Source organism: Streptomyces sp. NPDC029138, assembly GCF_055564375.1.
On sequence record NZ_JBVHWM010000001.1, the window covers coordinates 24,950 to 37,843 of the forward strand.

At 71.3% G+C, this 12,894-nt stretch carries 15 protein-coding genes and 1 pseudogene; 10 read left to right on the forward strand and 6 right to left on the reverse strand.

Annotation, left to right across the window (positions count from 1 at the left end; genetic code table 11):
- Window positions 1–287: 287 nt before the first annotated feature.
- Window positions 288–695, forward strand: a complete 408-nt coding sequence (locus ACZ4WH_RS00120) for an SRPBCC domain-containing protein (protein ID WP_468174566.1) — start codon at window positions 288–290, stop codon at window positions 693–695.
- A 4-nt stretch (window positions 696–699) separates the two neighbouring features.
- Here ACZ4WH_RS00120 and ACZ4WH_RS00125 read toward each other — a convergent pair whose 3' ends face one another.
- The 4 genes from ACZ4WH_RS00125 to ACZ4WH_RS00140 all read right to left on the reverse strand — a co-directional run bounded on the left by ACZ4WH_RS00125 (window position 700) and on the right by ACZ4WH_RS00140 (window position 4,219).
- Entirely contained in the window at window positions 700–2,106 is a 1,407-nt protein-coding gene (locus tag ACZ4WH_RS00125) for a condensation domain-containing protein (protein WP_468174569.1), read from the reverse strand.
- Between the two features lie 153 nt (window positions 2,107–2,259).
- Window positions 2,260–3,222 carry an isopenicillin N synthase family dioxygenase gene (locus tag ACZ4WH_RS00130; RefSeq protein WP_468174572.1) on the reverse strand — a complete coding sequence of 321 codons (963 nt, stop codon included), beginning with the start codon at window positions 3,220–3,222 and terminating at the stop codon, window positions 2,260–2,262.
- Between the two features lie 68 nt (window positions 3,223–3,290).
- A complete protein-coding gene (locus ACZ4WH_RS00135) occupies window positions 3,291–3,644 on the reverse strand; it encodes a hypothetical protein (protein ID WP_468174575.1) in 354 nt (117 codons plus the stop codon).
- Window positions 3,641–4,219 carry a DUF6232 family protein gene (locus ACZ4WH_RS00140; RefSeq protein WP_468175514.1) on the reverse strand — a complete coding sequence of 193 codons (579 nt, stop codon included), beginning with the start codon at window positions 4,217–4,219 and terminating at the stop codon, window positions 3,641–3,643. The genes ACZ4WH_RS00135 and ACZ4WH_RS00140 overlap by 4 nt, the downstream gene beginning before the upstream one ends.
- Window positions 4,220–4,493: 274 nt before the next feature.
- On the opposite strand from ACZ4WH_RS00140, the gene ACZ4WH_RS00145 reads away from it, so the two are divergent.
- From ACZ4WH_RS00145 to ACZ4WH_RS00185, 9 genes are all read left to right on the forward strand, one after another.
- Complete coding sequence (locus tag ACZ4WH_RS00145; protein ID WP_468174578.1) at window positions 4,494–5,951, forward strand: menaquinone biosynthesis decarboxylase; 1,458 nt, start codon at window positions 4,494–4,496, stop codon at window positions 5,949–5,951.
- Window positions 5,948–6,850 carry a menaquinone biosynthesis prenyltransferase MqnP gene (mqnP, locus tag ACZ4WH_RS00150; RefSeq protein ID WP_468174580.1) on the forward strand — a complete coding sequence of 301 codons (903 nt, stop codon included), beginning with the start codon at window positions 5,948–5,950 and terminating at the stop codon, window positions 6,848–6,850. The genes ACZ4WH_RS00145 and mqnP overlap by 4 nt, the downstream gene beginning before the upstream one ends.
- Before the next feature lie 79 nt (window positions 6,851–6,929).
- Window positions 6,930–7,580, forward strand: a complete 651-nt coding sequence (locus ACZ4WH_RS00155; protein ID WP_468175517.1) for a UbiX family flavin prenyltransferase — start codon at window positions 6,930–6,932, stop codon at window positions 7,578–7,580.
- A gap of 57 nt (window positions 7,581–7,637) precedes the next feature.
- Window positions 7,638–8,093, forward strand: a complete 456-nt coding sequence (locus tag ACZ4WH_RS00160) for an Lrp/AsnC family transcriptional regulator (protein ID WP_030640941.1) — start codon at window positions 7,638–7,640, stop codon at window positions 8,091–8,093.
- Between the two features lie 38 nt (window positions 8,094–8,131).
- Entirely contained in the window at window positions 8,132–9,295 is a 1,164-nt protein-coding gene (gene mqnE, locus ACZ4WH_RS00165) for an aminofutalosine synthase MqnE (protein ID WP_468174583.1), read from the forward strand.
- Window positions 9,296–9,427: 132 nt separating this feature from the next.
- Entirely contained in the window at window positions 9,428–10,078 is a 651-nt protein-coding gene (locus ACZ4WH_RS00170; protein WP_359266566.1) for a UdgX family uracil-DNA binding protein, read from the forward strand.
- Window positions 10,079–10,094: 16 nt separating this feature from the next.
- Window positions 10,095–10,619, forward strand: coding sequence for a GNAT family N-acetyltransferase (locus ACZ4WH_RS00175; protein WP_468174587.1), 525 nt, complete (start codon window positions 10,095–10,097; stop codon window positions 10,617–10,619).
- Between the two features lie 81 nt (window positions 10,620–10,700).
- Window positions 10,701–11,009: a DUF4229 domain-containing protein gene (locus tag ACZ4WH_RS00180; RefSeq protein ID WP_030640949.1), complete on the forward strand. Its 309-nt coding sequence runs from the start codon at window positions 10,701–10,703 to the stop codon at window positions 11,007–11,009.
- A 31-nt stretch (window positions 11,010–11,040) separates the two neighbouring features.
- The gene (locus ACZ4WH_RS00185; protein WP_468174590.1) at window positions 11,041–11,691 is read left to right on the forward strand and encodes a TetR/AcrR family transcriptional regulator; all 651 of its coding nucleotides are present in this window, start codon (window positions 11,041–11,043) and stop codon (window positions 11,689–11,691) included.
- A 71-nt stretch (window positions 11,692–11,762) separates the two neighbouring features.
- On the opposite strand, the gene ACZ4WH_RS00190 is transcribed toward ACZ4WH_RS00185, so the two are convergent.
- Window positions 11,763–12,617, reverse strand: a complete 855-nt coding sequence (locus tag ACZ4WH_RS00190) for a MaoC/PaaZ C-terminal domain-containing protein (protein ID WP_468174593.1) — start codon at window positions 12,615–12,617, stop codon at window positions 11,763–11,765.
- Window positions 12,617–12,766 (reverse strand): annotated as a pseudogene (locus ACZ4WH_RS00195) (3-oxoacyl-ACP reductase); the annotation flags it as partial. The pseudogene ACZ4WH_RS00195 and the gene ACZ4WH_RS00190, both read right to left, overlap by 1 nt.
- Window positions 12,767–12,894: the final 128 nt, after the last annotated feature.

Genomic DNA, 12,894 nt, shown 5'->3' on the forward strand with positions numbered 1-12,894 from the left:
CGGCCTTCGTCGTCCGGACAGGCGACAGGACGTGGACACACATCGCCGGGTCGTGACTCGCCGGCCACGCTGGCGGGTGCCGCTGCGTCAGCGCCCCGAAGGGGCGCGGGGAACGGCCGCGCGAGCGCGCGGCCGGACGACCGTTCAGCCGCTGCACCGGCAGGAGGTCTGGATGAGAAGGGCAGGCCACCAGCGACACGGCGGTGCTGCGCCGGGCCGTCGTGGACCGCGCGGGCGAGCGGCCGCAACCACGTGCGCATCCCCGGACCCGGGGGCAGGCTGGTGTCATGAGCGGTTCCATCGCACAGGGCACCAGCCAGACGCACGGGAACACGCACATCCTGCACTTCGTGGTGCGGCTCCCGCAGCGCATGGAGGAGGTCTGGCCCGCGCTGGCCACGCCCGAGGGGCTGGCGTCCTGGTTCACCGCCGCCGACGTGCTCGAACCCCGGCTCGGCGGCGCGGTCGCCCTGCGCGACCTGGGCGGCGGACAGGTCACCGCGTGGGACGTGGACCGGGTCGCGGAGTACACGGTCGAGGGCGGCGGCCGGCTCCGGTTCCATCTGGAGCGGGACGGAGAGGACGGCAGCGTGCTCCGCTTCACGCACGAGTTCCAGGGCGAGGAGGAGTCGGAACAGCGCTGGCGGAGCCGTTTCGAACGTTTGATCGAGGCGCTGGGGCCGGGACGGAGCTGAGCGCCTAGGAGACCGCGGGCAGACTGCTGTGGGCCACCGAGGCGATCCGGTCCCGCAGCCGCTCGACGTACAGCCGCATGTTCTTCGCCGCGATGTCCGTGTCCGGGTACCGGCTCGCCAGCCACAGCCCCTCGGGCAGCCGGTTCACCCACACGCACACCTGGTCGCCGTACGACACCCGCATCAGCCCGTACGCCTTCAGCTCCGCCCACCGCTCGGCGCCCGGGATGGTGCGGGCGTCGACGTACGACACGATCGAGTACAGGTCCGGGGAGGTCGGCCGGAAGTCCGCGCCGAGCAGGCTCAGCACCCGGGCCAGCGGCATCCGGGCCAGCGACCGGTTCGCCTGGAGTTCGGCGCGGACCGCCCGCAGGGCCTCCGGGAAGCCACGGGTACGGCCCACCGGCACCTCGATCGGGGCGCCGCCCACGTACCAGCCCACCGAGTCCGTCCACCGCGACTTCACCCGGGTGTGGAAGGGCACGACCGTCCGGTACACCGGCTGCCCGCCGAGTTCGTGCACGATCAGCCCGGTCGCGGCCAGCAGCCCGACCAGGCTGCCACCGTACGGCCGGCAGTACGCCTCGAACGCCGCCGCCGCGTCCGCGTCCGCCAGCGGCTCGCACAGCATCCGCTGTGTGGGCAGCGGGCCGCCCGGGGCCAGCCCCAGGTCGACCGGGAAGCCCGGCAGCGTGCCGTCGCAGCGGTGGATGAACTCCCGCCAGCGGTCCACGAACGCGTGCCCGCCGTCGATGCCGTCCGCGTCCGCGCGCTCGATCTCGCAGAAGTCGACGTAGCTCGCGGCCGGTACGGAGGCGTCCGGTTCGGTCCCGGCCAGGCCCGCCGCGTACAGCTCGTGGATCTCGGCGACGAGCCGGTGCAGCGAGTACGCGTCGACGTTGCTGTGGTCGAAGGCCATGTACACGCTCGCGCCGTCGTCCCGTGCGACCGCTGTGTAGATCAGGTTGGGCCAGCGCAGCGCGTCCGCGACCGTGTCGAAGCGGTCCTGGAGGTGCCGGGCGAGACCGCCGGCGTCGGGGAAGTCGCCCACCTCCTCCCGGCGCAGGGACACGTCGGCCGCATCGAGCGTGAACCGGCGCAGCTCGTCACCCGCCCAGCGGAAGCCGCTGCGCAGCGTCTCGTGCCGTACGGTCCAGGCGCGCAGCGCCCGCTCCAGCACGTCGAGGTCGACCGGGCCGGGGATGTCGAAGGCGGTGCCGAGCCAGGTCGGCACGAAGAGCCCGTCGTCCCGGACGCACTTGGCCGTCCTGATGTGCGACTCCTGGATGTAGGCGGGCGGCCGGGAGTCCTCCGGGAGCGCCGTCGCCGCCGCGACGGTCGCCGGGCTCAGCGTCCACTCGACGAGCCGTCCCGGCCGGACCTCGCAGCGCTGGATGTCAGTGATTCGCACGCGTCTCCCATCGCAGAAGGGGCCCCTGGATGCGGGCCCCCTGCAAGCCAATGCCGTGGGACGCGGGCGGGACATGCCCGGCCGGTTCATTTCAACGGAACGGGTGGCGGGCCGAACGCGGAAGTGAATAACCGTCGGTGACCGGTCAGGGGTTCAGTCGACGGTGATCGAGTCCAGCTTCTCGCGGAGGTACACGTGCGAGTCGACGGGCGGGTACGCCACCCGGCCCACCGGCGCCGGAAGGGACTCCACCAGCGTGCCCGGGGTGCACTCGCCGAAGTACACGAGCGAGATCAGCTCCTCGGTGGGCGCGTCGACGGGCGGCGGCAGCACCCGGTGCCGCCCGGACCGCCACCGGTCCCCGGTCCAACGGGCCAGCAGATCGCCGATGTTGATCGTGAACGCGGCCGGGTCGTACGGCGCGTCCTGCCAGCCGTCCGTGTCGGTGTACACCTGGAGCCCGCCCTGGCCGGCCTGCCGGTCGAGGATGGTGACGGTCCCGAAGTCGGTGTGCGGCCCGATCCGGAACTGCCCGGGCTCGGGCACGCCGACGATCTCCGTCCCCGGGTACCAGTTGATGTTGAAGCCGTACGTCGGATGACCCATGTGCCGGGTGAAGAAGTCGGCGCCGAGCCCGAGCGCGCACGCCAGCAGGGCCAGCAGCTCCTTCTCCAGCGCGACCATCCGGCCCAGGTACTCCTCGCACAGCCCGCGCAGCGCGGGCACCTGCGCCGGCCACACGTTGGGTGCGTACCACTCGGCGTTGACGACCGGGTCCTCGAACGGCTCGGCGGTGGCGAAGGTCAGCGACTCCTTCAGGTCCGGCGGGGTCGCGGTGCCCTCCGCGTACCCGTTGGCCTCGGCGCCCGGACCGAGCCAGCCGCGCCCGCCGACCCTCGCCGCGTAGCGCTGCTTGACCTCGGTGGGCAACAGGAAGAACTCCCGGGCGGCCGACCGGATCCCGGCCCGCAGCGCGGGGTCCACGCCATGCCCGGTGACCAGCAGGAACCCGGCCGTCTTGAGGGCCTCGTCGACGGTGCGGGCGAGCACGGCCCGCCGCATCGCGTCCCCCTCGGTCCAGATCCGCAGATCGATGGTGGGAATCACACCGGCCATGCTTCCACTCCTCGGCGGGGCTTTCACCCTTCGGCCGGCGTTCCGTACCCGGGCTGAGGCACCGCCGGCTAGCCGGCCAGCAGGCCGGTGATCGCCTGGACCGCCTGCGCCACCGGCTGGCCGACCGCGCCGACGGTGGCGGCGATGCCGGCGATGGCCATCAGCGCCCGGTGCCGCTCCTGCGCCGGGACGGCGGCTTCGGGGCTGAGGGCGGGCAGGGACTCGTCGAGCAGCTGGGCGCTGGGCGCCGGCACCTGGGCTCGCAACTCGCCGATCAGCCGGTGCAGTTCGGCGAGGGCAGCGACCAGCGCCGGGTCCTGCCCGGCCGTACCGGTGGTCATCTGGTTCTTGACGATGCCCTGGTTGCCCTGGCCGCCGTACATGGTGACGTTGTCGCCGTAGTAGTAGCTGTTGCCGGTCATCGCGTGATCCCCACGTTTCCGTTGCCGCCGTACATGTTCACGTTGTCGCCGAAGTAGTAGTTGTTCGGCGAGACGGTGAGGCGTTCCACCGTCACCCGGAACTCGGTGTCGGGGTGGTCGAGGGCGTACGAGATCTGGCCGACGAGCTGGTCCAGGTAGCGGGCGTCCTGGCTGGTGACCAGCGCGGTGGAGGCGCCGGACGTCTCGACGGCGAGGACGTAGTGGGGCTGGGCCGTCAGGACGGACATCATGTCGACGAAGAAGTAGACGGCGGCGGCGAGGGCCAGGAACCAGACCCAGCCCACATAGCCGGCCGCGCCGGAGTCGGGGCCCTGGAAGGCCAGGGAGGGCAGGCCCGGCAGCATGGCGATGAAGCCGACGACCAGCGTTCCGGCGGCGTACCGCAGGAACCGCAGGACCGCCTCCTTGCGCCTCGGCCGCAGGGTGAAGGTGTACACGCGGGCGATGTTGTGCAGCGGGTAGACGGCCGAGCCGATCCACAGAATCCGCTTGCTGACCCGCAGTTCGATGGGTGCGGGCGGGGCGGTCCGGGCGGGCGGCGGCACGTCCGGCATGGGCGGGCCGGCCGGCGCGGCGGCCGGTGGCGGTACGGCGGACGGTGGCGGTGCGGCCGACGGTGGCGGTGCGTGGGCCGGTCGCTCAGGCGGCTTGCCGGTCTCCATGGGTCCCCCAGAGGTCAGATGATCCCTCGTTACTCGTTGTCGACCATTAATCACGCCAGGGGTCGGCAGCCGCAAGTCCTTATGAACGCAAGCCGCGCGAGGGCCGCTTGCGGTGACCCGGGGGTGGCCGCATGGACAAAGCGGTACGTCGGCGATACTTGGGCACATGGCTTACGACGATCTTCGCTCCCTCCTCCGGGCGCTGGAGCGCGAGGGCGACCTCAAGCGCATCAAGGCCGAGGTCGACCCGTATCTGGAAGTCGGGGAGATCGTCGACCGGGTGCAGAAGTCCGACGGCCCGGCGCTGCTCTTCGAGAACGTGCGCGGCTCGGACATGCCCCTCGCCATGAACGTGTACGGCACCGACCGCCGCCTGCTGAAGGCGCTGGGCCTGAAGTCGTACGGCGAGATCTCCGAGAAGATCGGCGGTCTGCTGCGGCCCGAGCTGCCGCACGGTTTCGTCGGCGTGCGGGAGGCCTTCGGCAAGCTGGGCGCGATGACCCACGTCCCGCCGAAGAAGGTGAAGTCCGACAACGCGCCGGTGCAGGAGGTCGTCCTCCAGGGCGACGAGGTCGACCTCGACCGGCTCCCGGCGCTGTTCACCTGGCCGAAGGACGGCGGCTCCTTCTTCAACCTGGGACTGACCCACACCAAGGACCCCGAGACCGGCGTCCGGAACCTGGGCCTGTACCGCCTCCAGCGGCACGACAAGCGCACGATCGGCATGCACTGGCAGATCCACAAGGACAGCCGGAACCACTACCAGGTGGCCGCCCGGAGGGGTGAGCGGCTTCCGGTGGCCATCGCCTTCGGATGCCCGCCCGCCGTGACGTACGCCTCCACCGCCCCGCTCCCCGGCGACATCGACGAATACCTTTTCGCCGGCTTCATCGCGGGCAAGCGGATCGAGATGGTCGACTGCAAGACGGTGCCGCTCCAGGTCCCGGCCAACGCCGAGGTGGTCCTGGAGGGCTGGCTGGAGCCCGGCGAGATGCTGCCCGAGGGCCCCTTCGGCGACCACACCGGCTTCTACACCCCGCAGGAGCCCTTCCCGGCCCTGAAGATCGACTGCGTGACGATGCGCAGGCGCCCCCTGCTCCAGTCGATCGTCGTCGGCCGCCCCCCGACGGAGGACGGCCCGCTCGGCCGCGCCACGGAGCGCTTCTTCCTGCCCCTGCTCAAGATCATCGTCCCGGACATCGTGGACTACCACCTGCCCGAGGCCGGCGGCTTCCACAACTGCGCGATCGTCTCGATCGACAAGAAGTACCCGAAGCACGCGCAGAAGGTGATGCACGCGATCTGGGGGGCCCACATGATGTCCCTGACCAAGCTGATCGTCGTCGTGGACGCCGACTGCGACGTGCACGATCTGCACGAGGTCGCCTGGCGGGCCCTCGGCAACACCGACTACGCCCGCGACCTCACGGTCGTCGAGGGCCCCGTCGACCACCTGGACCACGCCTCCTACCAGCAGTTCTGGGGCGGCAAGGCGGGCATCGACGCGACGCGGAAGTGGCCGGAGGAGGGCTACACCCGCGACGGCGGCTGGCCGGACATGGTCCTGTCGGACCCGGATACGGCGGCCCTGGTGGACCGCCGCTGGAAGGAGTACGGACTGTGACGTCGGCCTCTGCCGCCATCCCCCAGCCCGGCCGCACCAAGGCGTTCCTCCGCCTGGTGATGATCGAGCACTCGGTCTTCGCGCTCCCCTTCGCCTACATCGCCTCCCTCACGGCGATGTACGAGTGGGACAAGAACATCCACTGGGGCCGCCTGCTCCTGGTCACCATCTGCATGGTCGGCCTGCGCACCTTCGCCATGGCGGTCAACCGGATCATCGACCGCGAGATCGACGCCCGGAACCCGCGCACGGCCCACCGCGAGCTGGTCACCGGCGCGATGTCGGTGAAGCACGCCTGGACGGGCGCCCTGATCGCCCTGGTGGTCTTCCTGGGCGCGGCGGCCCTCCTGAACCCGCTCTGCCTGGCGCTCGCGCCGGTGGCGGTGATCCCCATGGTGGTCTACCCCTACGGGAAGCGGTTCACCAACTTCCCGCAGGCCATCCTGGGTCTCGCCCAGGCCATGGGCCCCATCGGCGGCTGGCTGGCGATCAGCGGCGAGTGGTCCTGGACGGCGGTGATCCTCGGCCTCGCCGTCGGCGTCTGGATCGGCGGCTTCGACCTGATCTACGCCTGCCAGGACGTCGAGACCGACCGCGAGATCGGCGTGCTGTCGGTCCCGGCCCGCTTCGGCATCCCGGCCGCGATCTGGGGCGCGCGGGTGTGCCACACGATCACGACGGCCCTGTTCGTCTGGTACGGCCTGGCCACCCACGCCGGCGCGTTCTTCTGGCTGGGCCTGCTGATCGTCGCCGGTGCCTTCCTCTACGAACACTCCATCGTCCGCCCGCACGATCTGTCCCGCCTGAACAGGGCGTTCTTCTCGGTCAACGGCTTCATCGGCATTGCCCTGTTCGTGTGCGCGCTGCTTGATCTCCTCGTACGCGGTCTGACCGTGTGAGCGGCCCGGCACCACCCGGCCTGAGCACGGTCGGGCGCGCCGGTACGCTCAAGGTGTGAACGCAGGAGAAACGCAGCGTGTGCCTTGGATCGTGGGGGTCTCCGGAGCTTCCGGGACGCCGTACGCGGCTGCCGTGCTGCGGGCGCTGCTGGGGGCCGGGGAAGCGGTGGACCTGGTGGTCAGCCGGGCCTCGCGGCTGACGCTGCTGGACGAGACGGGCATCTCGTTCCGGGACGCCCACTGGCAGGACGACCTGCGGGAATGGCTGGCCCGTGGCGCCGACGGCAAGCCCGGGACCTTCGAGGTGGACGTCAGCGGGGTGCGGTACTGGAGCGCGGGCGATCTCGCCGCCGGCCCGTCCTCGGGGTCGTACCCGGCGAAGGGCATGCTCATCGTGCCCGCCTCCACCGCCTGCGTGGCCGGTGTGGCGCTCGGCCTGTCCAAGGATCTGCTCCAGCGCGCGGCGAGCGTCACACTGAAGGAGCGCCGGACGCTGGTCGTGGCCGTACGGGAGACCCCCTTGAACGGGCAGACGCTGCGGCACCTCGTCGCGCTGGACGACGCCGGCGCCACGGTCGTCCCGGCCTCGCCCGCCTTCTACGCGGGCGCCACCCACATCCAGGATCTGGTGGACTTCGTCGCCGGCCGCGTGCTGGACGCGGCGGGTGTCGCACACGACCTGTACCGGCGCTGGCGGGGCGAGCTGGGCGGCGGCACACCCGGCATGTAAGGCAAGCAGCAGTACCCCTCATCACTTCACGAACTTTCACCGGAAGGCTTCGATCGCATGGACGCGGTGGACAGGCAGCTCATCCAGGCCCTGAGGGAGAACGGCCGGGCCTCGTACGCGGAGCTGGGGCGCCTTGTCGGCCTGTCGGGGCCCAGCGTCACCGACCGCATCAACCGGCTGGAGGCGGCCGGTGTCATCACCGGCTACCGCGCGACGGTGAACGCGGCCTCCCTCGGCCTCGGCGTCACCGCCCTGATCGGCATCTCGCTCTCCGACGCCGCCGACCACGAGGACGTCGCCCAGCGGCTGCGGGACCTGCCGGAGATCGAGGACTGCTGGTTCATCGCCGGTGACGACTCCTTCATGCTCAAGGTGCGCTCGACGGACGTGGACGGCCTGGAGAAGACCATCCGCCGGCTCAGCGGGACGAAGGGCGTCTCCCGCACCCGTACCACGATCGTGCTGTCCACCAAGTGGGAGAACCGGGTCGGAGAACTGCCGGAAGAGGTCTAGGGATACCGTGGGTCGCGTTGTCGTAGAAAGGTGTGGGTATGGACGTCGGCCTCAAGCGTGAGCTGGAGGAGAAGGTCCGCTCCGGTGAGCGGCTGACCCGCGAGGACGGCATCGCGCTCTACGAGTCGGACGACCTGGCCTGGCTCGGCGGACTCGCCCACGAGGTACGGACCCGCAAGAACGGTGACGTCGTCCACTTCAACGTCAACCGGCACCTGAACATGACGAACGTGTGCACGGCCTCCTGCGCCTACTGCTCGTTCCAGCGCAAGCCGGGCGAGAAGGACGCGTACACGATGCGCATCGAGGAGGCCGTCAAGCTCGCCAAGGCGATGGAGTCGGAGAACCTCACCGAGCTGCACATCGTCAACGGCCTGCACCCGAACCTGCCGTGGCGGTACTACCCGCGCTCCCTGCGCGAGCTGAAGCAGGCCCTGCCGAACGTCTCCCTCAAGGCCTTCACGGCGACCGAGATCCACCACTTCGAGACCATCAGCGGTCTGTCGGCGTCCGAGATCCTCGACGAGCTGATCGACGCGGGCCTGGAGTCGCTGACCGGCGGTGGCGCCGAGATCTTCGACTGGGAGGTCCGGCAGCACATCGTGGACCACCGCACCCACTGGGAGGACTGGTCCCGCATCCACCGCCTGGCGCACGAGAAGGGTCTGAAGACCCCGTGCACCATGCTGTACGGCCACATCGAGGAGCCCCGGCACCGCGTCGACCACGTCCTGCGCCTGCGTGAGCTCCAGGACGAGACCGGCGGCTTCCAGGTCTTCATCCCGCTGCGCTACCAGCACGACTTCGTGGACATGAAGGACGGCAAGGTACGCAACACCCTCCAGGCGCGCACCCGGATGGCGACCGGCGCGGAGGCGCTGAAGACCTTCGCGGTGTCGCGGCTGCTGTTCGACAACGTCCCGCACGTCAAGGTCTTCTGGGTCATGCACGGCGTGCAGACCGCCCAGCTCGCCCTCCAGCACGGCGCCGACGACATGGACGGGTCGGTGGTGGAGTACAAGATCACCCACGACGCGGACAACTTCGGCACGCCGAACAAGCTGACCCGCGAGGACCTGCTGGAACTGATCCGCGACGCGGGCTTCCGCCCGGTGGAACGCAACACGCGGTACGAGATCATCCGCGAGTACGACGGCCCCGACCCGGCGCGCCGGGAGTCCCCCCAGCCGATGCGGGTGTGACTTTCCGGCGAGGGCCGGCTGAGCCGACCAGGGGCGCGGGGAACTGCGCGAGAACCCCCCACGCACCCGCACCCGGGCGACGGCCTGATCGACCCCTCGATTCCCCGCCGGAACGAGGGGTACCCGCCGGGCATGCCAGCAACGAAGGCCCCCGAGGACGCGTACACCGCGGAGCCGTTCGTGCCGGACGGCGCCGACCTGCAAGCCCTCCGCCAAGCCGCCGCAGGGTGTCGCGGCTGCCCCCTGCACCGCGCCGCCACCCAGACCGTCTTCGGCGCCGGGAACACCGACGCCCGCGTGATGCTCGTGGGGGAGCAGCCCGGGGATCAGGAGGACCGGCAGGGGAGGCCGTTCGTCGGTCCGGCCGGCAAGCTGCTCGACCGGGCCCTGGCGGAGGCCGGTATCGACCCCTCCGAGGCCTACGTCACCAACGCGGTCAAGCACTTCAAGTTCACCCGGGCCGAACCCCGCAAGCGCCGTATCCACAAGGCGCCGAGCCTGCGCGAGATGACGGCCTGCGGCCCCTGGCTCGCGGCGGAGCTGGCGCTGGTGGAGCCGGAGCTGATCGTGATCCTGGGCGCTACGGCCGGGAAGGCGCTGCTGGGGTCGTCGTTCCGGGTGAGCCAGGTGCGCGGGACCGTACTGGAGGAGGAGATCCACGGCCGGCCGGAGCGGCTGGTGCCGACCGTGCACCCGTCGGCGGTGCTGCGCGCGGACGACCGCGAGCAGGCGTACCAGGGCCTGGTGGCCGACCTGAAGGTGGCTGCACGCGCCCTTGGGTAATAAGTAAACTGCCGACGTGCCTCTTACCTTCACGCTGGACCCCGCCATCACCCCCGCCCTCCGCGACGGCATCCTCGACCTGTGGACGGACGTCTCCGACGCGGGCGGTGCCGTCGGCTTCGTACCACCGGTGACCCGCGAGGAGATACGCCCGGAGCTGGTACGGCACTTCGTGCAGATGGCCGAGGGCCGCACCCGGCTGCTCGTCGGCCACGACGAGACCGGCGAGGTCGCCGCGGCCGCCTTCCTCACCCGCAACACCCACCGGCTGATGACCCACTGGCTGTGGCTGTACACGGTGATGGTCCACCCCCGCCACCAGGGCCGGGGCTACGGCCGCGACCTGCTGGCCGCCGCCGCGGACGCGGCCCGCGCGATGGAGGGCATCGAGGCGATCCGGCTGACCTGCCGGGGCGGGCTGGGCCTGGAGCGGTTCTACGGCTCCTGCGGCTACAAGGAGGTCGGACGCGTCCCGGACGCCATCCGGGTCGCGCCCGGGGACGACCGCGACGACATCATCATGCTGCTCCCGCTGCGCTGACGCCGACCCCCCTGCGTGATCGCCCACCGCTCGTGCTTCACTGGACGATGACCCCTTTTGGAATCGGACGAGTGGATTGAGATGCTCCGCTACACGCTGATGCGCCTCGGTATCTTCGCGGGCTGCCTCTTGATCGTCTGGGGAGCCGTCTACTCGGGCATCTTCCCGCGCGGCTTCGGCGAGTCCAACGGACTGTGGGTCCTGCTGCTCGCCCTGGTCCTCTCGGCGCCGATCAGCTGGGTGGTGCTGCGCAAGGAGCGGGACCGGGCCTCCGTGCAGATCGTTCAGAAGGTCGACCGGATGAAGGCCAACCTGGACGCCAACCGCAGCCAGGAGGACGTCGCCGACGACGCGTCGCGGACACAGGGCGAGGCCGCCGCGTCCAGCTAGTCCCGCCGCCGGTCCCACTAGGCTTGCCCGCATGGGTGCCGTCAAGACCAAACGGATGCCGAGGGCGGTGCGGGAGCAGCAGATGCTCGACGCTGCCGTACGGATCTTCGGGCAGCGCGGGTACATGGCCGCCTCGATGGACGAGATCGCCGAACTCGCGGGCGTGTCCAAGCCGTTGGTCTACCTGTACCTGAACTCGAAGGAAGACCTCTTCACCGCGTGCATCCGCCGCGAGGCCGCCGCGCTCACGGAGGCCGTGCGCGCGGGTGTCCGGCCGGGGCTGCCCGCCGACCGGCAACTCTGGGACGGCTTGCGGGCGTTCTTCGCGCACACCGCCGAGCACCCCGACGGCTGGTCGGTGCTGCACCTCCAGGCCCGTACGCACGGGGAGCCCTTCGCGGCCGAGGTCGCCGCGATGCGCGCGGAGATCGTCGCGTTCGTGACCCGCCTGGTCGCGGTCGCGGCCCGCGAGGCCCACCGCGACCCCGACCTCCCGGAACACGAGGTGGCGGGCCTGGCCGAGGCCCTGGTCGGCGCCGCCGAGTCCCTCGCCGCGTGGGCCAACGTCACCCCCGGCACAACGGCCCGCCAGGCAGCGGCCACCCTGATGAACTTCGCGTGGTCGGGCCTGGGCAACCTGATGCGCGGTCAGATGTGGACACCGCCGAATGAGCCGACCTGAGGGGCGCGGGCAACTGCGCGACCAGCCACAACGGACCCGCGCCCGGCAACGACGGGGCACCCCGGTGGCGCCTAGCCCAGTCGGCTCCGCACATCCCCCTCCACATGCACCCGCCCGCCCTCCGCACCCCGCAACTCGAACCGCCCGCTCCCATCGGCCCCGTACACCACCGTCCCCGGCAACAGCACCGGCGCCCGGAACCGCGCCCGTACCTCGGTCGCGTCGGGGATGCCGTGGGCGGCCAGGCAGCGGGCCAGCGTCCACATGCCGTGGGCGATGGCCCGGGGGAAGCCGAAGAGGCGGGCGGTGAGGGGATGCAGGTGGATGGGGTTCCGGTCGCCGGACGCGGCACCGTACCGCCGCCCCACGTCCCCGGCGAGGCTCCACTCGGCGACGACGGGCAGCGCGGCGTCGGTGGCCTCTCGTGGCGCGGGTGACGTACCGGGGCCGGTGCGGTGCCGGGCCAGATACGTGCTGCGGGACTCCCAGACCGCCCTCCCGCCCGACCGTAGCTCCGTCACCACCATCGCCTCCGTCCCCCGCCGATGCGGAATCAGCCCCTCGACCCACACGGACAGCTCGTACTGCCCGTCGGCCGCCAGCGCGGCGCCCCGCTCGATCTCGATCGACGTGTGCACCAGCCCCAGCAGCGGCAGCGGAAAGTCCCGTCCGCTCATCAGCCGCATGGCCAGCGGGAAGCCGAGGACGTGCGGGTAGGTGACCGGCAGGTCGGGTTCGCCGGTCGGGAAGCCGCAGACCCGCTCGTACGCGGCCAGCTTCGTCAGGTCCACGCGTACGCCGGGCAGCACCAGGCGGGTGCGGGGGAAGGCCGCGTCGGGGGCGGGGCGCTTGAAGGGCGAGCGCAGGGCGCCCCGGGCCAGCAGCGGGGCCAGCGCGGGGGGCGCGGTCAGGGTGACGGCGGTCATCACGCCCCCAGCAGGCTCTGGCCGCAGACGCGGACGACCTGGCCGTTGACCGTGCCGGAGGCCGGGTGGGCGAGCCAGGCGGTGGCCTCGGCGACGTCGACGGGCGACCCGCCCCGCGCTAGGGAGTTCATGCGGCGACCCGCCTCGCGGGGCGCCGGGTGAGGAAACGGCCGGGGGCCGTGCCGGTGAAGCTGAGGTGGCGGTCGGCCATGTGCGACTCCCGCGCGACTCGGTTCCGGAGAACGGGAAAATGCTTACTCTTGAGTAAGGTTACCGG

Excerpts from the sequence above, each read along its gene's own strand:
- ACZ4WH_RS00120 (WP_468174566.1), top strand. The coding sequence starts at position 288 with ATGAGCGGTTCCATCGCACAGGGCACCAGCCAGACGCACGGGAACACG.
- ACZ4WH_RS00130 (WP_468174572.1), bottom strand. The coding sequence starts at position 3,222 with ATGGCCGGTGTGATTCCCACCATCGATCTGCGGATCTGGACCGAGGGG.
- ACZ4WH_RS00135 (WP_468174575.1), bottom strand. The coding sequence starts at position 3,644 with ATGACCGGCAACAGCTACTACTACGGCGACAACGTCACCATGTACGGC.
- ACZ4WH_RS00140 (WP_468175514.1), bottom strand. The coding sequence starts at position 4,219 with ATGCCGGACGTGCCGCCGCCCGCCCGGACCGCCCCGCCCGCACCCATC.
- ACZ4WH_RS00145 (WP_468174578.1), top strand. The coding sequence starts at position 4,494 with ATGGCTTACGACGATCTTCGCTCCCTCCTCCGGGCGCTGGAGCGCGAG.
- ACZ4WH_RS00160 (WP_030640941.1), top strand. The coding sequence starts at position 7,638 with ATGGACGCGGTGGACAGGCAGCTCATCCAGGCCCTGAGGGAGAACGGC.
- mqnE (WP_468174583.1), top strand. The coding sequence starts at position 8,132 with ATGGACGTCGGCCTCAAGCGTGAGCTGGAGGAGAAGGTCCGCTCCGGT.
- ACZ4WH_RS00170 (WP_359266566.1), top strand. The coding sequence starts at position 9,428 with ATGCCAGCAACGAAGGCCCCCGAGGACGCGTACACCGCGGAGCCGTTC.
- ACZ4WH_RS00180 (WP_030640949.1), top strand. The coding sequence starts at position 10,701 with ATGCTCCGCTACACGCTGATGCGCCTCGGTATCTTCGCGGGCTGCCTC.
- ACZ4WH_RS00185 (WP_468174590.1), top strand. The coding sequence starts at position 11,041 with ATGGGTGCCGTCAAGACCAAACGGATGCCGAGGGCGGTGCGGGAGCAG.
- ACZ4WH_RS00190 (WP_468174593.1), bottom strand. The coding sequence starts at position 12,617 with ATGACCGCCGTCACCCTGACCGCGCCCCCCGCGCTGGCCCCGCTGCTG.